This is a genomic window from Holtiella tumoricola (genome assembly GCF_027857615.1).
Lineage (GTDB): Bacteria > Bacillota > Clostridia > Lachnospirales > Cellulosilyticaceae > Holtiella > Holtiella tumoricola.
On record NZ_JAQIFT010000062.1, the window covers coordinates 98801 to 124189 of the forward strand.

Consider the following 25389-nt stretch of genomic DNA (forward strand, 5'->3'; position numbering starts at 1 on the left):
TTCTCTTATGTGTCTATAATCTTATAATTTTTCGATTTCTTGTCTCATATGTCCTGTTAAAGTACGTGTTTCATCTGTACCGTACTCCCAGTACATTGCTCCAAGTAAACCTTTTTCGTTCATAAACTTGATTTTGTGTGAAATAGATTCTTCATCATCGTAGCTAATGAATGTATCACCATTGAATAAGTATGGTGCTTTACATACATCATCCCAATGTCTTGTGAAGCCATTTTTGTTGATGTAATCTGCTACAAGCTCATGGTAGCTTGGACCATATGTCCCAACTGTTTCAGCCATTTGAAGGTATCCATTATCTACATTTGGTACACCTTTCCACATTCTGCTGTAGAATGCAATACCAATAACAAGTTTTTCTGCTGGTACACCAGCTGCCATGAAGTCACGAACAGCTTCTTCTGTACTTGCTGCAAATAAATCTAAGTGTGGTGCATAAAGGTTAGTGTGGTGACCTGTAAGTGTTTGGAATCCACCACGAAGGTCGTATGTCATAAGCTGAACATAGTCTAAGTACTCTGCTGCTTTATCCATTTCTACACCTTTTAAGTAGTAAGCGCCGCCACCTGCTGCGATTGTTAATAAGTAATTTTTGTTAACTTCATTTAAATCTTCACGAATTTGTTTAAGTAATAATGTGAAGTTTTGTTTATCTTCGATACAACCGCCAATGCCAGCAACTGTATAACTTGGATATTCCCAGTCGAGGTCTAAACCGTCTAAGCCGTACTCTAATACGATATCAATACCTGTTTTTGAGAATCTTTTTCTTCCTTCTTCTGTGTAAGCTGCTTCTGAGAAACCACCTGCACCCCATCCACCAACAGATAAAACAAATTTAATCTCTGGGTTAATTGCTTTAATTCTTGCTAAGTCTTCTTTAGCTGTTTCGTTTTTCCATACTACGTCGCCATCAATTACGTGACCGAATGCAATGTTGATAATATCAAGATTTTTTGCATCTGCTTCTGTAACATTAGCTAGATCTCTTGTACCAACATAACCAATAAGTTTGTGTGTCATCTCGCTGAACTCCTTTTGGTATAATTAACTAAAAACTTTACTTTAATTTACTTTTAATATTTGTTAAGTTACTTTATCTGTATTTTATCATCTAAATGACTTTTATTCAACAAATTTTTGTGCATAAAATACAATCTAAATCATACTTTTGAATCCATTTCCTATAACTTCACTAGCATCCGTAATGATTACAAACGCATTAGGGTCTACTGTATGAATCATTTTTTTCACTGTCGCATATTCATTTTTTCCAATAGCACAGAAAATGACTTGCTTCTCATTTTCAGAGTATCCACCTACACCATTTAAAATTGTAAATCCCTTACGTGTTGTATCACTAATGTAAGCTTTAACTTCTTCATTATGATCTGAAATAATAACAACAAATTTGTTGTTGTTAAGCCCACAAATAATACCATCCATACACATACTAGAAATATAGATAGCTATAATTCCATAAAGTGCTGATTCAATATTTCCAAATACTACAGCTGATACTGCTACTACTGTAAAGTTAAGGAGAAAGATTAGCTTACCTACTTCAAATTGAGGATATCTTTTTTGTAAAATAACGCCTAATATTGTTAATCCACCTGTTGTAGATTCTGCCATATGTACAAGGGCTAGACCTACCCCCATAAATGCACCACCAAAAATACATGCAAGCAATGAATCACCAGCATAAACAGGGAATAGTACAACTACATAGTCTGTTATAAAAGAAAACAATGTAATTGAAAAAAGAGCATGATAGAAAAACTTCTTTGTTACACATCTATAGGCCAAAATTAACAATGGAATATTGAACAAGAAAGTAAAAAGTCCTATCGGAAAACCTGATACGTAATTCACCAGGATCCCTATACCACTTGCGCCCCCAGGTGCAATTTGTTGTGGTGCTGTAAAACTATGTATTCCTACCCCATAAAGAATGGATCCTATAACATTTAAAAACAAAAACTTTGTCATTTTTTTTGAGTCCATCATAATATCTTCCTTTTCTTAGCCGAAAAGCTCCCTTCATAGTCGAAGAGAGCTTTTCTTTTGTAAAGTTATTAATTTATAATTATTGATTTAAACTTCTTTCATAAGCTGTTCTGTAGATTTCCATGTATCTCTCTAAGCCCATTTTGTTAAGTGTATCAACGTAGCTATTCCATTCAGCATCGATATCTGCTTGGTTTGTTGTCCATTTAGCTTTTTTCTCAGCAGCAAAGTTTCTGATGTCTGTTGCCATAGCTGAAAGTTCTTTTGATTCTTCTGGAGTTAAGTTGAAGAGTGGAAGAGCATCTGCTAAGAATGGTTCGTACATAGCATATCTTTCTTGTTGAGCTAATTGGCTTTCTGTTTGAACTAAGAATTCGTTAATTCTTTCTGGTGTTTCAAGAGTTGGTACGTATGCACCTGGAGCTTCTGATTGTACACCTGGTTCTAATGAAATAACTTCGTATTTACCGCCATCTCTTGTTTCAAGAGATTTACCGTATCTTAAGTTAAGTGAGTTTTCTACTTCGAAGAATGAGTCAATAAGTCTCATAGTTGCTTCTGGGTATTTGTTTGTAGCTGAGATGATTGCACGGTTTTTATCAATACCATGTTCAAAGTTTGACCATAATTTATCACCATTTGGTCCTTCAAGTGGTTCAATACAGATCCACTCTACATCTGTTCCTTCAGCTGGACCATGTGTTAAGTAAGCACCAAGGTAATCAGAGTTTCTTTTCGCCATATATTGGTTATGGTCTTGTGTAAAGATCTCTGCATCAATTAATTTGTTTACATATAAATCTCTTGTCCATTTGATGTAATCTTTGTAGCCATCTGATGTTGGTACGAAAAGAAGTTCGCCATCTTTAAGCATTAAGTTTGAACCACTATCTGTTACACCGAAAGCACCACTTAAACCTGTATCACCATTCCAGATATTGTATGGTGGTGTTGGTTCGTATGATAAACCAATTTCGTCCGCTTTACCATTTCCGTTTGGATCTTGTGAAACGAATGCTGCAAGTACAGCTTGGAATTCTTCTGTTGTTTTTGGTACTTCTAAACCAAGTTTATCTAACCAAGTTTTGTTGATAAATAATTTAGTTGGTACATTACCATCTAAGTTTCCGTTGATTGAAGGAATAGCGTAGATGTGACCATCTGGCATTGTAATCGCTTGTCTTACTTCTGGTCTTTCTTCAAGTAAAGCTTGAATGTTTGGTGCATATTCTGCAATTAAATCTTCAAGAGGCATGAAAAGGCCCATTTTAGCATACTTGTTAATCATAGTATCGCTAAGACCTGAGAAGAATACATCTGGTAAGTTATTTGATGCTAATGTAAGGTTTAACTTTTCTTCAGCACCATCACCACTTACTGTTTGGAAATCAACAGTAATACCTGTTTTTTCTTCTAAAGCTTTAAATACTGGGTAATCTTCCCAATCTCCACCACCTGGCTCACCGAAAGCAAACGCTGCAAGTGTAATTGGTTGGTCTACTAATGGATAACCTGTAAGGTTAATGTTGATGTCAGCTGCTGCTGTATCATTACCAGCCGCTGTTTTATTTGATGAACATCCTACGAAGCTTGTTACTGCGATTGCAGTAGCTGTAGCTAAAGTAAGTACTCTTTTAAATTTTGTCATACTAACTACCTCTTTTCTCTGCTTAAATATTCTAGCTAAGTTTAAAACTAACATTGTATTTTGTTAAAGGAACTCCCCCTAAGAGGAGCTCATATCAACCTTTAACAGAACCGATCATCATACCTTTAACAAAGTGTTTTTGTACGAATGGATAGATACAAAGTACTGGTAATGATGAAACGATGATAACACCGTATTTAATCATTTCAGAAAGTTTTCTTTGCATTTCTACTGCTTCAGCATTTGCTAAGCTACCACCAGCAACAGATTGTTGTTGGATAAGGATTTCTCTTAAGATAACTTGAAGAGGATACATATCTCTATCTGTTAAGTAGATTAATGCGCTGAAGTATGAGTTCCAGTGACCTACTGCGTAGATAAGGAACATAACTGCGATAATTGGTTTTGAAACTGGTAATACAACTTTAAAGAAGTATTGCATATAAGTACAACCATCAACGATTGATGCTTCATATAATTCTTCTGGAATACTTTGAGCGAAGAATGATCTTGCAACGATAAGGTTGTATACACTTACCGCACCTGGAAGAACAAGTGCCCAAATTGTATTCATCATACCTAAGTTGTTGATAAGTAAGTAAGTTGGTACAAGACCACCACCAAAGAACATAGTGAATGTGAAAAGTGCCATGATTACATTTTTACCAACTAATTCTTTTCTTGATACTGCGAATGCCGCTGGAATAGTAAGAAGTAAGTTAACACCTGTACCTACTATTGTGTATTTAAGAGAGTTACCGTATCCTGTCCAAATTTCTTTGTATTCAAAGATACGTTTGTACCCTTCTGTACTAAATTCTACTGGCCATAGCCAAACTTCACCTCTTGATACAGCATCAGGTGAACTAAATGATGCGATTACGATAAAGTAAAGTGGATAAAGTACAAGTAACAGAATCAGTGCTAAACCGATGTAATTAATAACGTCAAATACCTTATCTGATTTTGCTTGTTTATGGAAGCCTTCTCCAAATATTTTTTCTAACATTTACTTTTCCTCCTTTCTTACCACAATCCGTCTTGTCCGATTTTTTTAGAAATCTTATTAACTGAAATAAGTAAAATACAGTTAATTACTGAGTTAAATAAACCAACTGCTGTTGAGAATCCATACTCAGCATTGATAAGACCCATTTTGTAAACATATGTTGCAATGATTTCTGAATGCTCTGTATTTAATGGGTTTTGCATTAAGAATGCTTTTTCAAATCCCATACTCATTACAGAACCACAGTTAAGAATAAGTAATGTAACGATTGTTGGAAGAATTGTTGGAAGGTCAATGTGCCAAATTCTTTTAAGCTTTGTAGCACCATCTACTGTTGCTGCTTCATGAAGCTCTGGACTAACACCTGATAATGCTGCTAAATAAATAACCGCACTCCATCCCATGCTTTGCCAGATTCCTGACCAAACATACATATGTCTGAAGTATTTAACTTCACCCATGAATAATTTTGGTTCTCCACCAAATAATTGTACTACTTGGTTTACTAAACCACCGTTTACTGAGAAGAAAATCCCAAGCATACCTACAAGTACTACGACTGAGATAAAGTGTGGTGCATAAGTAACTGTTTGTACAAATTTCTTGAACTTACTGTTTTTAACTTGGTTTAATGCTAAAGCTAAGATAATAGGGATAGGGAATCCTACTATTAAAGAGTATAAGCTTAAGATTAATGTGTTACTAATAAGTTGTTTAAATTGGTATGAGTTAAAGAAACGAATAAAGTGTTCGAATCCAACCCATGGGCTACCTGTAATCCCCATAATTGGGTTGTAGTCTCTAAATGCTAATTGTACTCCGTACATTGGCACATAAGAGAAAAGTAAAAGACAAATTATCGCTGGTAATACGAATAAGTATAACTGCCAGCAGTCAAAGATACGCTTTGACAGGTTCTTAGATTTTGGCTTAGCTATTGCTGCCGCATCTGTAGAAGTTTTTTTCATAGGTCTGCCTCCTCATGTAGTGTTGTGCTGTGTTTCGATTGGCTACTAGTTGTATCCTATAAGATACTCTAAGTACTTAACAAAGCTTTAAAGTTTGTTTAATAAAAATATTTTAAGTAAGTTTTTGTTAACTAAATTATAAATTATTAACTTACTATTGTCAATCCGCTTTTATACTAATTATACATTTTTATTTTTTAATTTACATTCATTTATCATCACTTTGCCTATAACCCTATTTTTGTTTTAGTGAATAAGTGCCTTACCTATCACTTTCTATTGTAAAGTATTACTTCACAGCTTTTTAAATTTAGCTTACAGTATTATTACCAGGAATATTTTTACAATATATATAGTCCTTTATCCAATTACAAAAAGTAACTCTTCCTTTACTTTTTATAATTTTCTTTTTCTTTATTTATTTCACATCCATTATCTTCTCTTGTTAACAAATACTTTATACTTCTATTTAATACACAAATTAATACACAAAAAAAGAAGGCACATCTTCCCTTTCGAAAAGAGTACCTTCTTTGAAACGCATTTTATAACACACCTATGTTATATCTTATGCCTACTAATCACTTTTTGCTTACTTTTTTTTAATGAATTAATACTTATGTGTTCTTTCACATAAAAAATAATACAGCACATTACAAATGCCAAGCTTAATACCCCATATAAAGGATAAAGAATATCTACTAATTTGCTAAAACCAATAAAAGAAAATGGTGTTGCAATAGCCAGAACAATAATAACGCCTTTTTTATACGGAATCTTTGCTTTACTTTCTAAGCTTCTTGTTAAACTATATATATTAGAAATTTGGGATGAAAACATCTCCATCCATATAACAACAAGTAAGCCTACTCGTAGAATTCTTCCCCCTTGCATTGCTACTGCTAAAATAGGAATTTCATAAAGTTGTGGGTAAGTGTAATTAACCATCATCAAAAACACAATAAAAAAACTTACCAACGTAAGTACCCAAGAACCTATTTGTATTCCTTTATTAAGTGCTTTAGGATCTCTTAATTCATAAGTAAGTGGTACCAGTATACCTACTATAGAAATAATATTAAAACCTGAATACACTAAACTTGATGTAACCCAATTCTGCTTTGTATAAGGAAGTGCTTGAATATACTCTACAGAAAATGTCTCTGGTCTTCTTATTATAAAGCTAATAAAAATAGCACTCATAATAATAACTAATAAAGGTACTGTAGCAATATTAACTTCAAAAAGACCTTCTGTGTTTCTAAGTAAAATAATCAAACTCAAAATCACCATAAGTAAAAATCCTATCCATCTAGGTACACCAAAGTATTGATGAATAACTGCGGAGCTTCCTGCAAGGATAATGACTGTACTACTTAAAAGAAACAGTGTAAGGATAATGTTTGTAAAGGCCCCTACCCCCTTAGGACAAACAAGATCAATAAATTCATTATATGATTTCACATTATGTTTCATCGTAATATCTACAATCATACGCCCCACTAATATGTAAGAAATTGCACAGATAAAAAGTCCTATAAAACTTTTATATCCATATGTAGAAAAAAATTGGCTCAACTCTCTGCCTGATGATAACCCTGCCCCCACTATGCTGCCCACAAATATTGTTGCTAATTGAATGCTGAGAAAATTCTTTTTCATAACCTCCTCCTTGTATAGCTTGTCAATATATATATATTCAAGAATTTCAAAAATATGTTTTTTAAATTTATATATATAATGTCAATTTATGTCGTTGCTGCATAATATATCTAGTGAAGTAACCCTTTAAAGTTCTTAAGGAGGAATATTATGTCTTGTAATTGTAATTGTTGTAAATGCTGTTGTTGTAATTCTAATGTAAATTCAAATTGTAAATCATGTGAGCCTAATAATGACATTCGTATAGAAACATGTGCTGGATATGGTTATACTGTAAATCGTTGCAACTGTGCATGCCCTCCAAAACCTGTAAAAAGACCATCTTATGATTGTGGATCTAACTGCGGATGTTGCTGTGGATGCGGTTGTGGCTGTGGTTGTGGCGAACATGATCACGCTCCTGGTATCCAACCTCGTCGTCGTCCTGGTTCTGAAGACGGATGCGGTTGTGGATGTACTAAACCTGATCGTGACTGTGATTGCGGATGTGGCTGTGGCGAACATGATCATAATCCTGGTATCCAACCTCGTCGTCGTCCTGGTTCTGAAGACGGATGCGGCTGCGGATGCAACTGTGGTTGTGGATGCGATTGTGGCTGTGGTTGTGGCGAACATGATCATAACCCTGGTATCCAACCTCGCCGTCGTCATCATCATCATCATGAATGCTGCAATTGCCCTTGCAGTAACTTTGGATCACCATGTAAAAATACTACAACATGGGGTCGTTGTGAATAATACAACATCCAAACAAAAAGAGGTTGCTTCTAGCAACCTCTTTTTGTGCTTTTAATAACTTCTAAGCAATTACTGGGCACAAAAATCATATAATATATTATATAATCAAATGGATTATACTATAAAAGCTACTATGCTCGAGAAAGGAGTTTTCCTATGGCTAATAATCATATCAAAATCACCAATATTTCAGATACAATGCTCAACAACGTCACGTTATATTTACCTGATTTCAAAACACAATTAGATAGTTTAATGATCGTACGTGAACGTGGTTCTTTAAATGTTACACCTAACACAGAAAAAATATGTTTAGGTAATCTTTATCCCGAAGAAACCGCCTATTTATACTATACAGTAAATACACCTACTACTTCTTCTAACTTGTTCAAAAAGCCTCCTAAGATTGTTTTCTTACCTGAAGGAACAGAACAATCTTCTGACAATATAAGCACTTTTCTACATCTTGAACAAATTGACGAGTAATTCTTAGATATTTTATATTATTCTTTTTAAAAATGGTATATTTTTTATATAAAAATATCAAAATCTATTTATATTATAGTTATATTTAATAAGCTATTGTTTTGTGGTATAATCATTTTATACAATAGCAAAGGAGGTATTTTTATGACAACTACTATACTCTTACCTATTACACACACACTGGATACAGACCTTATTTGCTTTACTAAAGCTCTCGCAAAAGAGCATGGGGCTAAACTTATCTGCCTCTATATTACAAGTCCACTTTCACTTACAAATTGCTATACCTATCCAAGCTTACTTTATTCTATAGCAAACTTAAATGTGGATTTAGTCCAAATGGCACAAGAGGATATGGCAAAGAAAATCAACGCACTCCTTAGTGATTGTGAACATGAAACCATTTGCCTTATCGGACCAACTACAGACACAATTATTAGTGTAGCAAAACAAAAAAATGTAGACCTCATTGTTATTCCAAAGCAAAAAGAACACTCTAATAGTAAATTTGTTATCTCTCCAAAAGATAAATTAGAGAAGAAATGTCAAATTCATGTTCTTGAGTACACTAAGTAAACTTGTTATAATAAGGCTTAAATGATTATTTATCGAGGTGAAATAGTGGAAATCAAGCCTTTATCTGAAATTGAACGTAGTATTCAAAAAAACTATAGAAAATATATATGGTCTCCTTTTATCAAAGCAATTAAGGACTATAAACTTATTGAAGAAGGAGATGTGATTGCAGTAGCTATTTCAGGTGGTAAAGATAGTCTCTTATTGGCGAAGCTTTTTCAAATGCTCAGTCGTCATACAGATACTCCCTTTACCCCTGTTTTTATTTCTATGGATCCAGGTTTTAACGAAGAGAACAAAACAAATCTTATTGCTAACTGCAAACATTTAGATATTCCTGTACATTTCTATGACTCAGATATCTTTGAAGTAGTTGAACGTATCTCTTCTGAATACCCTTGCTATATGTGTGCACGCATGCGTCGTGGCTTCTTATATGCAAGAGCTAAAGAATTAGGTTGTAATAAGTTAGCATTAGGCCATCACTTTGATGACGTTATAGAAACAACTCTTCTGAATGTACTCTATGCTGGTAACTTTAAAACTATGCTTCCTAAATTACACTCAACCAACTCCCCAGAATTAGAGCTTATACGACCTCTCTACTACGTCCATGAAGAGTCTATCAAAAGCTTTATCCGCGCCAATGGTATCAAAGCTATGAATTGTGGATGTGCTGTTGCTGCCGGCGAAACTTCTAGCAAACGTGCAGAGATTAAAGACCTTATTGCTACATTAAAAAAGACTCATCCACAAGTGGACAAGTCTATTTTTAAATCTGCTGAAAACGTTAATATGAATGCCATCCTCGGATATCAAAAAGATGGCATTGATTATGACTTTATGGACTTTTATGACGGGAAACCTGTAGAAGAGTAATTTCTACAGGTTTCTTTTTTCATTCCATAAATAATAATGATCATAAGCCCCGCTATAAGGAATAAGTCTCCTATACTTAAGATAAATCCTCTATTCATAATTCGAATAGGCAAAATATCTGCTAGTATTTTAAAATGCATCTGGTCATGCATCACAAGATACATGCCTTGTAAAGTTGCCCCTTCTGGAATACCTAATCGTTCCATTGCCCATGTCCCTACTGGCATAATGCCATTATTAGAGAAAATAACTAGAGCATTTAACAATGTCCCTATCCCAATAAGTTTAATAGAGCCTTTTTCCCAGTTTTTAGCAATCATTACTCCTAGTAAAATATAAGTGAAAAGGTGCAAGCTCCACGAAACATTCCCTAACTCAATCATATTTTGATTTAAAAGTATCTTTGCTATCCATTCTACAATGAAACTAGCAAAGATAAAGGCAATCCCTTTTATTTGTACAAATCTCAAGTTACTCAGTTGTCCTTTACATAAATAGCCTATAATTATTGCACCAACTATTGATAGAACAAACATATTTTACTCCCAAATTTTCTGTATTTCCGCATTGGATTGTAATAAATCAAGGTAAGCATCCACAACATGTGGATGGAACTGTGTACCTCTCCCTTTTCTTATTTCACTTTCTATAACATCAGCTGGTAAGCCTTTACGATAAGGTCTGTCACTCGCCATAGCATCTATAGCATCTGCAAGTTGGATGATATAAACATCTACACTTAATTCATCACCCTTTTTACCGTCTGGATAACCTTTACCATCATAACGTTCATGATGATTTCTAATAATACTTCTTGTATATTTTAGATTGGATACATCTTTAATAATTCCTTCTCCAATCTCTGGATGACTTTTTATAGTAGCAAACTCTTCATCAGTTAGCTTACCTGGTTTATGTAGAATATTATCACTAATTCCTATCTTTCCTATATCATGCAACATAGCAGCAATACGAAGCTTTTCTATTTGTCCATTCCTATAACCTAGCTTCTTCGCAATAAGAGAAGCCACTTCAGCTACTCTTTTTGAATGTCCATTAGTATAGCAATCTCTTGCCTCTACAGCATTCATCAATGTTTCTACCGTTTGAACATATTGCTCTTTTGCCTCTGCATAGTATGTAAATGTATACTTAATTAACAACACAGGGAACAACGGAATAATAATCCCCCAATAACTATAGTGCTCATAAAGAACTGCAAACATCCAGCCAAAAGGAATCATAATTAAGTAACTAATCATTCCCAAGAAAAATTCATTCTTAAAGTATTTAAAAATAGTTTCTTTTGAATAAACACCTTGAAGTATTGCAAGTAGCATTGCAAGTAGTCCTTTATTAACTAAAAAGTAACTCATTGAAAATATAAGAATTCCTATGAATTGATTTTCTATCCCTATATTTATAATAGCACTTCTATATAATATATGGCTTATTATAAAGCTAATAGTAAACATGCTACAATTAAAGGCAGTTCCATATAACGGAGTATTACAAACATGTTTATATGTATTTTCATCTACCTTCAGTACACGTATAAGAAATCCACCTAGTAAACAGATTAGGCTTGGTAACGCTCCTAATGTTAAATATGTTGCCAATGTTAATGCAAATGTTGTACTAAATGACATCTTTCTAAAGCATAAAGTTATACTTTCACTTAAACCAATTGCAAATATAAAAAATATAATTTCTCTTACTTGTTGACTTTTCATTTCAAAATGTCCATACATACTGCTATATATGATTAAGCCAATTGCAATTGCATAAATACTTAAAAAGAAGGTTTTTTGTTTTAATGTCAAACGATTTATTTCCATCTCCCCCTAATCTATATATAAAAGCCAATTATAAATAAAATTAATACAATCTTAGAATATGTAACTAATTTCTGCACCAGCTGCGATTGCAAGTGCTAATAAAGCAAATGCTACTGGTAATAATTTTACGAATGTATTTTTCATTGTTTCATTCTCCTCTCACGTGAATTAACAGACGCCCGCTATTGGTCTGTCATAATTCCGCTCCGCTTAGAGGTTATGTATTTATAATTGGCTCCTATACCTAAGTTAAAATTCTACGGTTAATCGCATCTAATGTTGCTTTTACAACCGCTTCATAGCTATCATCTTTAATAATAGCCGTTCCAATCAATGTATCATCTTGCTTATTACCAATCATCTGAATAACGATACAGACAAACTCTATCCCTTTACTCTGATGTAATTGAACATCAATGATGTCCAAAAAGTATTTGCCTTGAACCGCTTTCTCTATACATCCAACGGCTCCTTTAGCAATGGTAATATATCTATTTAATGGTGTCCTTATACCCCTTTCGGTATGTGTAAAGACTTGTCCGTTATGGCTAAGTTGCACGTCGCATTCTATATAAGGGTCATCCATCTTCACATTAATCCCCTCATATTTAATACGCATGATCGTCTGAACTTCTTCTAATTCAAGCTGTGCCACGCTTATTATTCTGTGATCTACCTGGTAGTCAAACATGGCTAACAAAACTGCCTCCACATCTCTAACAATTTGTTTAGGAGACTTTATTCCATTTATTACGATGTGTATTGCTTCAATATGTTCAATGTCACCCTTAATCTTGACATATTTTACACCACTTATCTTTTTTATACTGTCACTCCATAACTCTATGGTATCCATCCAAATCTCCCCCTATATGTTAGCATAAGTCTATAATATAACATTTTTATCACTTTTAAAATATTTTTGTTTCTTTTATATTTTTATTTAACACCATTTATTTCATTTTGTGTCTCTCTATAAAAAAACTAAAAAGAACCTATTTAAAATGCTACAGATACATGCTCTTTAAATAGGTTCAAAATCTTAATAACTACTATGAAAACATTAATAACAAAATAGATAGCACCGTTAATACACCATACCATCCTTTATTCCAAAGATAAACGCGTCTTCCTCCAAAGGATTCAAATGGATAGAAAATAAGTATACGAAAAATCAGAAATACACCACCTATTTGAGCCATATACCTAAAGTACAAAGGTTCTAACAAAAGAGCTATAAATGTTACTCCTAATACAAATAACCATTCCCATAGTGCACTTATTCCCATATCTTTTTTGAAGGCCTGGGTATTCTCATATTTTTCGGGATACCAACTACCTATCATAGGAAAAGCACCACTGAGATTAATAAACGCAGCAAGGGCTGCACCTCCACTATTCATCCTAAAATACCATTGTCTTTTAGAGAACAAAGTACCTATATAGCTAAACAATACGCCTCCTATTAGAAGAACCATATAGGCACTTATAAATAATCCAAAGTTTGATCTTCCCATAAATAAGGTGGGTAGTATTAATAAAAAATTCACAAGAAGATATAAGCCAATTTGACTACCTGTCTTACACACTTTAGATTGTACACTTTGCTCTTTGACTGCAAGATAAAACTCCATTCCATTAGCTATAAAAAATGGCGTTGTAAAATAAGTTTTTAACATGGTTCCAAGACCTAACTGATGTATGCCTTCTTTTATACTTGTTTGACTAAAACCATTATTCAAAAACAATTTCCAAGATCCAACATTATCATCTTTTACAAGAGCACAAAGCGCATCACACCCTTGCTCCCATAAATATTTCGTTGTCTCTGCATACAACTTATTACCTATCCCCAGACCTTGGTAATCCGAGTCAATAAAAGCCCCATCGTAGTATCCTATCTTTTTTCTATCACTTACTATGTATTTAATAATAATGCCCCCAACAATCTTATCATCCAATAAAGCGATCATCGCTTCCTTTGGTTTAGTCACAAATAAACTTTCAACTATACCAAAAGCCCTCTGCCCTACCTTCTTGACAGCAGAAGCCTCACTAGGCTCCATCTTCCTTACAACGATCATATTATCTCCCCTAACAATACTTTTATTTTCATCCTCATTAGTATATTTTATGAAGTAAAAACTTTTAGTATATGATGTAGTCTAGCTAGCCCTCTACCGGTGGGGCTATGATGTGATAGGCTGTAAGGCAAGTTATTGTATGGAAACTTTCTACGCAAACTTTTTAGAGAGGCTTAGTAAATGCAATCAAACTGGTTTTAGGGAAATGTTTGAAGAAAAGTGAACTTCTTTTCTGAGTTTTGACCGCTAGTTTGATGAAATGAGCTTAGTCTGTCTTAAAAGTTGAGGACTAGAAGTTGGAATACAATAAGCTTACCTACATGCCCTCACTCCATCAAATATTTAAACTTGCTTTATAAATATGATAAATCTCCTCATACCCTATTTCTTCAGGGTGATTTTGAAGTTTTGCTTGATTTGCACTCATTTCTTGTGCGTATTGTTGTAGTTCTTCATCTGTTACTTTGATATCTGTCAGACAAAGGGCTGTTAAAATCTTTTCCAGTTCATCATGATTTTTTACACCAATGAGCTTATGAAGTCTTTGAACTTTTGCTTGGTCTTTAAAGCATCTTAAATAATGTACATAAAGTACACCATTTGCTAAGCCATGTGGCACACCTTTGTGATAAGTAAGTGCATAACCCATACCATGTGGTAAACTTGTGCCTGTTTGAGCTATAGCCATACCACCTAGCATAGAAGCTAACATCAAGTCTTTGCGACACTCGTAAGTAAAGAATCCACCTAAGAGGTTATCAACACAGTTCCCCCAGTACTCTAAACCTCTTTCAACTAAAGCTTCACTAATCTCATTGCTTTTTACATTCAAGTAGCTCTCTACTAAGTGGCTTAATGCATCAACTGCAGTATGCACAGTAATATTCTTTGGCATATCTAACATATATTTTGCATCTAAGTACGCAATCCTTGGAAATACAGTATGTCCAATGTTTTTCTTTGTTTGTGCCTTATGATCTGTAAGGATAGAGTATTGTGTCACTTCTGTTCCTGTACCTGCTGTTGTTGGCACAGCTACTACTGGTGATGCCTCTAAGCTTTTACCACCAATAAGTGTATCACCTGTTAAATCAGTATTTTTAAGTAGTACAGCTATCGCTTTTGCTGCATCAATAGGGGATCCTCCACCTATTCCAATAACAAAGTCTGCACCTTCTTTTAATCCAAAATTTCTTGCTTTTTCTACTGTTTCTAAAGAAGGATTTTCTTCTATTTGATCAAAAAGAACAAAGGGAATATTCTCTTTTCTTAACGCATCTTCAACATCTTTTCCTGATCCGTTTAATTTAGCTGAACGTTTCCCTGTTACAATAAGTGCTTTACTTCCTAAACCTTTTAATAAGTGGCTATTAGCATCTATACAATTTTCACCTATTATTACTTTCGTTGGCATAAAAAAAGAACTCATCATCTTCCATTCCCTCTTTTCTTTTAATATAATCTGATCCCTACTAGTGCACAGCCTTCTAGGACAATCACTCCATTTTCTTTTAAATAGGAAATAATCTTTTCACTCCCTGCACCTGGTTGAATCAGCACGTGCTTAATTCCTAATGTTACAATTTCCTTAATATAATCTAGACCATCTATAGGATTAATACATAAATCTACGATGTCTATATCACCTTTTATATCTTTTAAGCTTTTATAAGTGAAACCTGTTCCTGTAGGATGTACACCATATACTTTATATCCTTTTTCTTTCAATTCATTTCTGATTTGATTAGCATATTTAAGTGGATTATCTACATCCCCTACTACAGCCCAGCTTTTTAGCTTCATAAAGTCTCTTAAATGCATGGCCTACTCCTTCTGTCTGCTTTTTACTTATTTGTATTTCATAACAAGACCTAATATGATGATTTGCAAAACAAAAATGGCTGGCATTCCCCATTTAAAATACCAATGCTTTGTCTTGTGTCTGAAAGTCTCCATGCCTAATGTTGTCCCCAAACTTCCACCAACTAATGCAACAAGGAAAAGTGTTTTCTCTGGAATGCGGTATTTTTTCTTAATTGCACGTTTTTTATCGCTATACATCATTCCAAATCCTATAAGATTAATGACTAAAAAATAAATGAATAAGTATTCCACGTTTTCCTCCTAAAATTAATAGTGTTATTGTTATTGTAGTGAATTTTTCAACTTTAATCAATACTACTGGAAGATATATCCGTTTATATGCCTCAATCTTTATATTTTATGTTGTATAAGTATTAAAAAAATTGATATAATTATACTATAAATACAGGGGAGATTGAGCCATGATCTTAGATACTATTATTCAATATAAAAACATTGTTATTCAATGCCATAACAACCCAGATGCTGATACCATTGCTTCAGGTTTTGCACTTTATTCTTATTTAAGAAGTATTGGCAAAACTGCTCGTCTCATCTATAGTGGAATCCAGATACAAAAGCCTAACCTCAAAATCATGATTAAGCAACTTGCTATTCCACTAGAATTTGTTACTAAGCTAGAGCCCCCCGACTTATTAGTGACCGTAGATTGTCATTACAATAATAATAACCTTACACGTTTCAGCGCCCATGCTGTATGCATTATTGATCATCACATTATTCAAGGCACTGAATTTGAGCTTCAAGATATTAGGCCTTACCTTGGTAGCTGTGCAACTTTACTTTGGGATTTACTTACTCAAGCTAACTTTGATTTCAATGCTCACCCAAATGTTGCAACTGCTCTATACTACGGGCTTCTAACTGATACAAATTATTTATCTGAAACTCGTCATCCCCTTGACCGAGATATGGCAGATTCTATTTCATATGACTCAGCGCTTATTCACAACCTTAAACACTCTAATCTATCCTTTAATGACCTTGAAACTGCTGGTAACGCTCTAATCAATTGTTCATTAGATACTATAGGGAAAGTTGCTATATTTGAATCAAGACCTTGTGATCCAAACATCTTAGGATTTATTAGTGACTTAGCCATTCAAGTAGAAAATATCTCCCTATGCATTGTTTACTTTCAAAACGAAGAAGGTATTAAATTCTCTTTACGTAGTTGTACTAAAGAAGTCAAAGCCAATGAATTCGCCAATTACCTTACTAGTCATGTAGGTTCTGGTGGTGGTCACCTAGATAAAGCTGGTGGCTTCATTGACCAAGAAGCTTTTGTAAAAACTTATAGTACACTATCTCCTAATGCTTATTTTCATAATGTCATCAAAACTTACTTTCATAGTTTTGATATTATTCATACTGGATAACACATAATTCAACTAAAAAAGGTATGCCTTTAAATGGCATACCCCTTTTTATATTCCTCAAATTCCTCTTGCGTTAAACTTTCTCTGAAGCTCTGTTTAATCTCTAAGAAATGTTCAATATCATTTAGAAACTGATAAAGCATTGCTCGGTTCTCAAATTCTTCACGGGTCTTTGGCAAATCAGATTTTCTAAAGTCTTCTCTTAATTTTTCTAGTTGTACTAAAAGGTCTTTCGCTGACTTTTCACCATGAACACTTTCTGCAACTTCCGCCGTAAAACGTGCAACAACATCAGCTTGAGCTGTTGTCATAAAGAACTTAGTAAAATGTTCTTTCATATAAGCCATCACTTGAAACTGTTGCTTACGCATATCAAAGTACTGGATAAAAGGTGGATGCTTACTAAATAAATAATTATTTGTATAACGATAAGCATTTGATTTGCCTTCCTCTATTTGTTGTCCTAGTAGCGCATAGAATCGATCATCTACCTGTGCACATTCTGACTTTAATGCACAAGCCATATTTTCAAAAATACTATACATCGTTTTCTCTAACTCGTGTCTACATTTCATAATCTCATTTTCTACACTTGGCATATATAAGTTGATAATCAGCGCAACAATAACTCCAACTACAACCAGTGCCAGTTCATTCAAAAATAAGTTGAGCGTAATACCGCCTTCTCCTAAAAAATGAGTTACTAATACAGATGCTGGTACAATCCCTTCAACCATATTACCTTTTGAAGCTATAGGGATAAAAATAATTAAGAAAACTCCAAAACTTAAAGCATAAAATCCCAGTCCATTAAAAACGAGTGTTGCAAGTAAAAGAGCAATCACCGTTGCAACTAACCTTTTGATTGCCATTTCTACCGATTGTTTCTTTGTACTTTGAATACTTAATATAGTAATAACAGAAGCTGCCGTTGCATACTTAAGTCCAAGTGCAGTGGCAATAAGAAGTGTAATGGTCGCTCCTATTCCTGTCTTCAAAGTACGTATTCCTATCATCCTTTTTATATTCGTTCCTCCTTACAAGCCTAAAATAATGCCCACTCCTGCGCCTAGTGCAATATAAAGAATGGGATGTTTTTTCCATTTACTCATAATAACTAAGAAAGCACCACAGACTAAAATTGTTTTCAAATCCACAATCGCCATCTTCGCTACATTAAATCCCGCCGCACCTATAAGTCCTGCTACAACGGGACGAATACCGTAAAAACAATCTTGTACCATTTTTTGCTTTTTAAATTTTTCAAAGAAATGAGCCACAATAATAATGATAATAATAGAAGGTGTGACAAGCCCTAGTACCGTTGTAATACTTCCAGGGATTCCTGCTACATTAAATCCTACATAAGTTGCTGCATTCACCCCTATTGGTCCTGGTGTAGATTCAGCAATGGCAATTAAATCTAATAAATCCGCTGATGTAATCCACCCATACTTATCAATCAATTGCTCTAAAAAAGGTACTGTCGCCAACCCACCACCTAGTGCAAACAATCCTATTCTAAAGAACTCGCAAAAAAGTTGAATATAAATCAGCATTTTATTCTACCCCCTTTTTGCGACTTGCTACTAATCCAATAAAAGCTGAGCAAACAATAATCCATACAGGTGAAATAGGTGTCACAATAAGCAATATAAATCCTACTACAAAAAGGGCAATTGTAAGCTTATCATGAATGGTCTTTTTTGCCATTGTATAAACCGTTTGTATAATGAGTGCTATAACCACTAAACGAATACCTCCAAAGGCATGCTGTACAACAGGATAATGAGCAAAGTTCTTAAAGAATGCTGCAATAATTGTAATGATTACAAGTGAAGGTGTAACCATACCCAGTGTTGCCACAATCCCTCCTATAATTCCTTTTAACTTATATCCAATGAAAGTTGCTGTATTCACCGCAATAATCCCTGGTGTCATTTGTCCAATAGCATAATAATCCATGATCTCTTCATTGGTAGCCCAGTTCCTCTTTTCTACAATCTCCTTTTGAATAATCGGAAGCATGGCATACCCTCCTCCAAAAGTAAAGGCGCCCATTCTCATAAACACAACAAACAGCTCCCATAATTCCTTCATATTATATGCCTCACATTCTCTTTAGTCTGTTTAAATCTATCTTATTTATCTTTAGTATCTTTCACAAATCATATTTTACACCAAATCCTTCAAAAAACGCCACCCATAAATAAAGCATAACGAAGAAGCTTAATAAGTGCTATAAAATTTAAAGTTAATTAATTTCTTCTACTTTGTCCCTCTACTAAATATGCTATAATATAAGCCAATATTTAATTAAGGAGTTCTCATCTATGTTAAAAATAATTGCCATGATTTTGATGCTTATAGACCACATAGCACTTGCATTTTTACCTTCATACTCTACACCCTATCTAATCTGCAGGTTACTCGGTAGACTTTCTATGCCTATTTTTGCTTATAAGATTGCTTGTGGCTTTTCTTATACTAGCAACCTGAAACAGTATACAAAAAATATTGCACTTATGACATTAGCTGCTCAGATTCCATTTATGTTTCTTAGCTATGGTAGTGCTTTTAAGGACGTCCTATATAGTACCTCTGGCCTCATTCTACTCTCTCACTGGAATATTGGCTTTACCTTTTTATGTGCACTTGCTCTTTTATATTTTATCAACTCAACCCATCATCTACCTTTAATATTACGCATCCTACCTTCAATAGTTATCTTAATACTAAGTACCGTTGCAGACTATGGTATATACGGCGTCTTAACAGTATTACTTATGTACTACTTCCTTCACTCTACTAAACGTTATAAAACGAGAGGCTTAATGAAATATACATTAATCTTTACACTCCTTACTATATTTTATTATTTAACCTTCTTTACTGATGTGGCACTCTTTATGATTAGTATGCAATTACCTGCTATTTTGGCATTACCTGTAATCTATTTCGTACCTGATAAATCTATTCCCTTACATAAATCTTTCTTTTACATCTTCTATCCTTTACATATGCTCATTATTGCTCTTGTTGCCTACTTTATATAAACAAAATCTTTTTAGCATATTTTCCTCCTATAGCTCGTACATATAAGATATAGGTATTTTTACAAAGGGGGAAAATTTGTCATGTCACAAAAAGTTTTTAAAATTATGCCACGTGATTCAAAACACAGTTTAGTTAGTTTAAGAGGAAAAGGGTTTATTCCTGGTATTATGTATGGGCAATCCTTAAAAGAATCTATTGCCATTCAAATACCTCTTACCTCTCTTCAAGCTATTATCAACGACTCTACAAATATGATGTTTCCATTAGAACTTGAAGGACAAGTTTATAACTGTGTCTTAAGAGAATTTCAACCAGACCATCTACACTCTCAAATTCTTCATGTAGATTTTCAGTTTGTTAAACCTGGTGAATATATTAAAATGAATGTCCCTATGAATTATGAAGGTGTAGAACTCTTAAGTAGCAAAAAATACATATTGGAAAAAGCTTTATCACGTATTCTAGTTAAAGGATCTGTAGATGTACTTCCTGAATCCTTTATGCTTAATGTAGGTAGCTTAGATCGTGGTGCTAAAATCTTTGTACGCGACATTGAATTACCTCAAGGTGTTGAACTCTTAACAAATCCAGAGACAATTATTGCTACAGTTCAGTAGCTTTAAATCAATAAACCACGAAGAGGCACTCCCTTAAATTCCTAGGGAAGTGCCTCTTTTATTTATACTTATTATGAAATCTAAAATTTTTTCAAAATAACTCAACAAAATCCTATCTTCAGTTGTATTACTAGTGAAACCACTTAAATGGGAATAAAAAATTAAAAATAGATTACAACTTCGGAAGGTAGGAATTAAAAATGAAAAATCAATTAACAAAACGTTTAGCAACTTTAGGAATTGCTTCAATCTGTGCAGTAGGTGCATTAACAGGATGTGCAACAACCAAAGCTTCTGTACCAACTCCACCACAAGTATCAACTAACTCAGAAGCCATAACTGCTCCACAGCAAACTTCTCCTATGGGCATGAGACCTATGATGACAATTGATGGTAATCGTTATGTATTCCTCAACAATGGAGAAGCCTTCAAGTTAGAAGAAAGTCAATTAGGAAAAGAAATTAGCAAGCAAAATGATGGTACACTCTTTGAGCTTACAAACTACGATCCTGCATTTAGAATGGCTTTTGAATCTAACGGCGAATTCTATATTTGTGAAAATGTAGGTAAAGCAGATGATACACCTATTGATATAAAAGAGTATCTTCAAGCTGCTAACTTACAACAACATATTATGTTTACAGATATCTTTGACCACATGGGTGGCTCTATCTTAAACATGTTAGAAAAAGAAGATAGTATAAAACTCTTAGATGCACTCACTCATGCCAAAGTTGCTACATTAGAAACAAGTGACTATGAGGCTATTGCAAAAGCACAGACTGAAGGCCTCTCATACCGCGTTGAATTCTCTCTAGATGACCATACAACATTTACAAGCTATATTATTCCAAGCATGAACTACATAACTATTGGAGATTACACTTGTGTCCTCGAAGATTTAGATGACCAAATTGGTAGCTACTTTGAAGGTCTTGAAGCCTCTGAAAGTATTACTTACAACTAACAATAAAAAGTTCTGCCACCCATTCCTATAAATTAGGCATTGGGTGGCAGAACTTTTTAGTTCTAACTTAGCGTTTTGCCATAAACGCTTCAATATCTTCCGCTGTTTTAATAATATCTTTAGAAAGATTTTCACATCCTGTTGCTGTAACAAGAATATCATCTTCAATACGAATACCAATGGCTTCTTCTTCAATGTAAAGACCTGGTTCTACAGTGAGTACCATTCCTTCTTGAAGTTCTACTTTACGGCTACCTACATCATGTGTATCAAGACCTAAGAAGTGGCTTACACCATGGTAGTAGTATTTGCTCACATCTTCCATAGTTTCTACTAACCCAAGTGGCTCAAGTTCTTCAAAGTAAATTTCTTTAACACGTTCATTAAGTGCTGTAAATGGTATACCTGGTTTAATCATTTTGATTACTTCTTCGTTTGCACGTAGTACGATATTATAGAAGAGTTTTTGTCTTTGGGTAAACTTACCTTCTACAGGGAATGTTCTTGTAATATCTGCATTGTAATATTCATATTGAGCACCTAAGTCAAAGAGTATTAAGCTATCTTGTGGAATCACACTATTATTGCTTGAGTAGTGAAGCACTGTAGCATTTACCCCTGATGCTGCAATTGTTTTAAATGCGTAGTCTTCTATTCCATGCGTCTTAAGTACAAAGTCAAAATGAGCTTCAAGTGCATACTCCATAATGCCACTCTTTGCATTTTGCATAAGGGCTCTAATTCCTTCATCTGTTACTTGAATAGCTTCTCTTAACTTGTCAATTTCATGTTCGGATTTAATCATACGTAACGCTGAAATATGATTATGTACATTGCCAAACTGTACAAAAGGATAACGTTCTTTGCAGTCATTTGCAAAGCGTTGCTCCTTAGTTAAATCATTTTTAAAGCCATCTACTTCAAAGTCTAAATAAATCTTATGAACATCACCAGACATAATAGCATGGTGAAGTGTACTTTCAAAGGCATCTAAATAATGAATTTCACTAATGCCTGAAATTGCTTCTGCCTCTTCTTTAGAAATAGTCTTACCTACCCATTTTTCCATTACAGGATCTGCCTTTTTGATAAATAAAATAGATTTAACTTCATCTTTAACCTTCATAAGTCCAAGAATAATACCCTCTTCTTTAATACCACATAAGTAGTAAAAATGACGATTGGTTGTAAAAGGATAACATTCATCTGCACTTTTTTTAGGTGCGTTTCCTGAAAATAGTAATGTTAAGCTCCCTTCTTCAAGTTGCTCAGCTAAACGTTTTCTTGTTTCTGTATAAAATAGTCTACTCATCTTACTCCATCCCCTCTATTTTTAATCCAAGCATTTTTGCAAAATTCAATGCTTGAGTTGGTGTAACCTTAAGGCCTACTAATTCTTGTAGCTTTACTTTTAATCCTTCAATTTGACAGGTTGTGAAATCTAGTCCTTTAAGCTTTGTACCTGCCATTTCAGCTCCAGTTAAATCACATAACTTAAATTGTACTTTTTGAAACTTGCATTCTCCAAGATAGCTCATTTTCAAGCTACATTCTTCAAAATCTACTTCTTTAAGTGTTGAAAATCCTAATCCTAAGTAATCTCCAATACATGTTTTAAAAGTTGTATACTGCACACAGCTTTCTGGAATATTAAGACCCGTTAATTTGCAATCTTCAAATTGGCATATATGAAAAATAGCATCTTCTAAGCTCATATTAGATAAGTCACAGCGCTTAAAAATAACATTATTAAACTCTATTTTCTTAAAGCAATTATCACTAAAAGTAACATTTTCTAAAATACATCCTTTAAAAAGTACATTCTTACAGCTTTGCTCTTCTATATAAATACTTTTAAGATGTTTTTCTTCTATAACCATCTCATCTTCTAAGTTGGTTAAATCCTCATCTATTAATTCAAGTTGTGGTACAATATATGGCTTCATCTGTTGACTCCTTTGTCCTATTTCTAATGTCTATCTTAACATTTTCCTATCAATAAGACATCATTTTTCATAAAACTTTAGTTTTTATTATCAACTTATACTATAATATCTTTAAATATATGCTTTAAAGGAGATATTACTCATGACAAAAATTCTACGGACAATCAGAAATGCTTTTAGCTTAGAATCCGATCGTGCTTCTAACGATGAAATTCGTACTACTATTATAAAAGCCTCCAATGTGAAAGGTACAAACCTATTTATTTTAATGCTAGCAATCTTCATTGCTTCCATTGGTCTTAATATGAACTCAACAGCTGTTATTATAGGTGCTATGCTTATTTCTCCATTGATGGGCGGTATTATGGCTATTGGCTACGGTATGGCTACAAACGATTTAAAATTAGTACGAAAAGCTTTTATTGGACTTCTATTCCAAATCATTATTTGCATGACAACCTCTGCAATTTACTTTACTATTTCCCCCATTTCTGCTGCTCGCTCAGAACTTTTAGCCCGAACTACACCTACTATCTGGGATGTTATGATTGCTCTATTCGGTGGATTAGCAGGTATTATAGGCGTAACACGCAAAGAAAAAAGTAATGTTATCCCTGGTGTAGCCATCGCTACAGCGTTGATGCCTCCTTTATGTACAGCTGGTTATGGCCTTGCTGTTGGCAATCTAACTTATTTCTTTGGTGCTTTATATCTATTTTTTATTAATAGCTTTTTTATATGTATTAGTACATACATCATTATCCGCCTTATGCGTATTCCAACGAAAAGTTTTCTAGACCCTATTGCAGAAAAACGTGTTAAAACACTTGTCTATCTTATTGGTTTTATTACTGTACTCCCAAGTATCTATTTAGGTTACCAAATCGTTAAAGATAGTGTAGAAGATAGTAATATTGAAGCTTTCATCCAAACAGAATTTGTTGCAAATACAAGTATCTCTAATGATACACAAGTTATTAGTAAATACGTAGATAAGAGTACTAATGAAATACGTTTAGCCCTTCTAGGCAAACGTGTCTCTGATGATGTACTTAATCTTCTTGCAAATAAACTCCCTCAATATAACTTGTCCTATATGAATCTAAAAGTAACTCAGAACGAAACTGTTGAATCCCTTAAGTTTGAAGATGTAGAAGCCTTAATTCAAAGAGAAATAGATGAATCTACTACACAAATTGCCATGGGAGACCGAGATAAAGAAATTGAAATGCTTAAATCTGAACTTATTAAATATAAAGCTCAAGTCTTAGACTACCAAGCTCAGGATATCGATGTGACAACACTTGCCAATGAACTCTATGCCCTATTCCCTTCTATCAAAAACTTTTCAATTGGTAGGCTAAAGAGTGTGGACCCTGCCTCTCAAGAAATCCATTATACTATTGTCGCTACACTTGATAGTAATCAGCTCATTTCTACTACAGATAAGGCACGCATTATAGACTGGCTCCATGTTAAAACCAATACAGAGGATATTGAGCTGTATATCAATATTCATACACCACCAACTGATACTTTCTTAGTCCCTCAAAACTAAATCAATCCCCTTAACCCCAAAGCACTCTATAACTAGTCTAGCCTTGCCTAGTTATAGAGTGCTT

The 25389-nt window shown here is 33.9% G+C and carries 27 protein-coding genes; 9 read left to right on the forward strand and 18 right to left on the reverse strand.

The features are described from left to right. Positions 1–21 precede the first annotated feature (21 nt). From PBV87_RS18290 to PBV87_RS18315, 6 genes are all read right to left on the reverse strand, one after another. Positions 22–1041, reverse strand: coding sequence for a glycoside hydrolase family 18 protein (locus tag PBV87_RS18290; protein WP_271013260.1), 1020 nt, complete (start codon positions 1039–1041; stop codon positions 22–24). Between the two features lie 135 nt (positions 1042–1176). Then, positions 1177–2025 (reverse strand): YitT family protein, encoded by an 849-nt coding sequence (locus PBV87_RS18295; protein ID WP_053983112.1) that lies wholly within the window; start codon positions 2023–2025, stop codon positions 1177–1179. An 82-nt stretch (positions 2026–2107) separates the two neighbouring features. After that, on the reverse strand, positions 2108–3676 hold the full coding sequence (locus PBV87_RS18300) for an extracellular solute-binding protein (RefSeq protein WP_198524849.1): 1569 nt from the start codon (positions 3674–3676) through the stop codon (positions 2108–2110). A gap of 94 nt (positions 3677–3770) precedes the next feature. Beyond that, a complete protein-coding gene (locus tag PBV87_RS18305; RefSeq protein ID WP_053983110.1) occupies positions 3771–4685 on the reverse strand; it encodes a carbohydrate ABC transporter permease in 915 nt (304 codons plus the stop codon). Positions 4686–4702: 17 nt separating this feature from the next. Continuing rightward, complete coding sequence (locus tag PBV87_RS18310; RefSeq protein WP_053983109.1) at positions 4703–5653, reverse strand: ABC transporter permease; 951 nt, start codon at positions 5651–5653, stop codon at positions 4703–4705. A 561-nt stretch (positions 5654–6214) separates the two neighbouring features. Then, the gene (locus PBV87_RS18315) at positions 6215–7315 is read right to left on the reverse strand and encodes a YkvI family membrane protein (protein ID WP_271013261.1); all 1101 of its coding nucleotides are present in this window, start codon (positions 7313–7315) and stop codon (positions 6215–6217) included. A 150-nt stretch (positions 7316–7465) separates the two neighbouring features. Between PBV87_RS18315 and PBV87_RS18320 the strand changes: the two genes are divergently transcribed. The 4 genes from PBV87_RS18320 (at position 7466) to PBV87_RS18335 (ending at position 9994) form a co-directional block, all read left to right on the forward strand. Next, positions 7466–8053: a hypothetical protein gene (locus PBV87_RS18320; RefSeq protein ID WP_271013262.1), complete on the forward strand. Its 588-nt coding sequence runs from the start codon at positions 7466–7468 to the stop codon at positions 8051–8053. A gap of 156 nt (positions 8054–8209) precedes the next feature. Further along, complete coding sequence (locus tag PBV87_RS18325; RefSeq protein ID WP_271013263.1) at positions 8210–8539, forward strand: hypothetical protein; 330 nt, start codon at positions 8210–8212, stop codon at positions 8537–8539. 144 nt (positions 8540–8683) lie between these two features. Continuing rightward, a complete protein-coding gene (locus PBV87_RS18330) occupies positions 8684–9115 on the forward strand; it encodes a universal stress protein (RefSeq protein ID WP_053983105.1) in 432 nt (143 codons plus the stop codon). Positions 9116–9160: 45 nt separating this feature from the next. Then, positions 9161–9994 (forward strand): tRNA 2-thiocytidine biosynthesis TtcA family protein, encoded by an 834-nt coding sequence (locus PBV87_RS18335; RefSeq protein ID WP_271013264.1) that lies wholly within the window; start codon positions 9161–9163, stop codon positions 9992–9994. On the opposite strand, the gene PBV87_RS18340 is transcribed toward PBV87_RS18335, so the two are convergent. The 7 genes from PBV87_RS18340 to PBV87_RS18370 all read right to left on the reverse strand — a co-directional run bounded on the left by PBV87_RS18340 (position 9967) and on the right by PBV87_RS18370 (position 16031). Continuing rightward, positions 9967–10530, reverse strand: coding sequence for a DUF5317 family protein (locus tag PBV87_RS18340; protein ID WP_271013265.1), 564 nt, complete (start codon positions 10528–10530; stop codon positions 9967–9969). The two genes, PBV87_RS18335 and PBV87_RS18340, sit on opposite strands and share 28 nt — an antisense overlap. 3 nt (positions 10531–10533) lie before the next feature. After that, positions 10534–11832, reverse strand: a complete 1299-nt coding sequence (locus PBV87_RS18345) for an HD-GYP domain-containing protein (protein ID WP_271013266.1) — start codon at positions 11830–11832, stop codon at positions 10534–10536. 244 nt (positions 11833–12076) lie between these two features. After that, positions 12077–12688, reverse strand: coding sequence for a hypothetical protein (locus tag PBV87_RS18350; protein ID WP_271013267.1), 612 nt, complete (start codon positions 12686–12688; stop codon positions 12077–12079). A 196-nt stretch (positions 12689–12884) separates the two neighbouring features. Continuing rightward, entirely contained in the window at positions 12885–13916 is a 1032-nt protein-coding gene (locus tag PBV87_RS18355) for a GNAT family N-acetyltransferase (RefSeq protein WP_271013268.1), read from the reverse strand. A 334-nt stretch (positions 13917–14250) separates the two neighbouring features. Then, positions 14251–15348 (reverse strand): iron-containing alcohol dehydrogenase family protein, encoded by a 1098-nt coding sequence (locus PBV87_RS18360; RefSeq protein ID WP_271013269.1) that lies wholly within the window; start codon positions 15346–15348, stop codon positions 14251–14253. Between the two features lie 20 nt (positions 15349–15368). Continuing rightward, complete coding sequence (locus PBV87_RS18365; RefSeq protein WP_053983098.1) at positions 15369–15737, reverse strand: CoA-binding protein; 369 nt, start codon at positions 15735–15737, stop codon at positions 15369–15371. Positions 15738–15764: 27 nt separating this feature from the next. Then, the gene (locus tag PBV87_RS18370) at positions 15765–16031 is read right to left on the reverse strand and encodes a DUF1294 domain-containing protein (protein ID WP_082238574.1); all 267 of its coding nucleotides are present in this window, start codon (positions 16029–16031) and stop codon (positions 15765–15767) included. A 170-nt stretch (positions 16032–16201) separates the two neighbouring features. Here PBV87_RS18370 and PBV87_RS18375 point away from each other — a divergent pair, with 170 nt between their 5' ends. Next, the gene (locus PBV87_RS18375) at positions 16202–17179 is read left to right on the forward strand and encodes a DHH family phosphoesterase (RefSeq protein WP_271013270.1); all 978 of its coding nucleotides are present in this window, start codon (positions 16202–16204) and stop codon (positions 17177–17179) included. A gap of 29 nt (positions 17180–17208) precedes the next feature. Here PBV87_RS18375 and PBV87_RS18380 read toward each other — a convergent pair whose 3' ends face one another. Genes PBV87_RS18380 through PBV87_RS18390 form a run of 3 tightly spaced genes read right to left on the reverse strand, consistent with a single transcriptional unit; the run spans position 17209 to position 19279 of the window. After that, positions 17209–18195 (reverse strand): aromatic acid exporter family protein, encoded by a 987-nt coding sequence (locus PBV87_RS18380; RefSeq protein ID WP_271013271.1) that lies wholly within the window; start codon positions 18193–18195, stop codon positions 17209–17211. A 21-nt stretch (positions 18196–18216) separates the two neighbouring features. Continuing rightward, complete coding sequence (locus tag PBV87_RS18385; protein WP_053983095.1) at positions 18217–18738, reverse strand: chromate transporter; 522 nt, start codon at positions 18736–18738, stop codon at positions 18217–18219. Position 18739: 1 nt separating this feature from the next. After that, on the reverse strand, positions 18740–19279 hold the full coding sequence (locus tag PBV87_RS18390; protein WP_271013272.1) for a chromate transporter: 540 nt from the start codon (positions 19277–19279) through the stop codon (positions 18740–18742). Positions 19280–19512: 233 nt separating this feature from the next. Between PBV87_RS18390 and PBV87_RS18395 the strand changes: the two genes are divergently transcribed. The 3 genes from PBV87_RS18395 (at position 19513) to PBV87_RS18405 (ending at position 21821) form a co-directional block, all read left to right on the forward strand. Beyond that, positions 19513–20235 carry a TraX family protein gene (locus PBV87_RS18395; RefSeq protein WP_271013273.1) on the forward strand — a complete coding sequence of 241 codons (723 nt, stop codon included), beginning with the start codon at positions 19513–19515 and terminating at the stop codon, positions 20233–20235. Between the two features lie 81 nt (positions 20236–20316). After that, positions 20317–20853 (forward strand): 50S ribosomal protein L25, encoded by a 537-nt coding sequence (locus PBV87_RS18400; protein WP_271013274.1) that lies wholly within the window; start codon positions 20317–20319, stop codon positions 20851–20853. 200 nt (positions 20854–21053) lie between these two features. Then, on the forward strand, positions 21054–21821 hold the full coding sequence (locus PBV87_RS18405; protein WP_271013275.1) for a hypothetical protein: 768 nt from the start codon (positions 21054–21056) through the stop codon (positions 21819–21821). Between the two features lie 67 nt (positions 21822–21888). On the opposite strand, the gene PBV87_RS18410 is transcribed toward PBV87_RS18405, so the two are convergent. Both PBV87_RS18410 and PBV87_RS18415 read right to left on the reverse strand, forming a co-directional pair. Continuing rightward, on the reverse strand, positions 21889–23133 hold the full coding sequence (locus PBV87_RS18410; protein ID WP_271013276.1) for an aminopeptidase P family protein: 1245 nt from the start codon (positions 23131–23133) through the stop codon (positions 21889–21891). A 1-nt stretch (position 23134) separates the two neighbouring features. Continuing rightward, a complete protein-coding gene (locus tag PBV87_RS18415) occupies positions 23135–23767 on the reverse strand; it encodes a pentapeptide repeat-containing protein (protein WP_271013277.1) in 633 nt (210 codons plus the stop codon). A 142-nt stretch (positions 23768–23909) separates the two neighbouring features. Between PBV87_RS18415 and PBV87_RS18420 the strand changes: the two genes are divergently transcribed. Next, complete coding sequence (locus tag PBV87_RS18420; protein ID WP_271013278.1) at positions 23910–25325, forward strand: DUF389 domain-containing protein; 1416 nt, start codon at positions 23910–23912, stop codon at positions 25323–25325. The last annotated feature ends 64 nt before the right edge of the window (positions 25326–25389 follow it).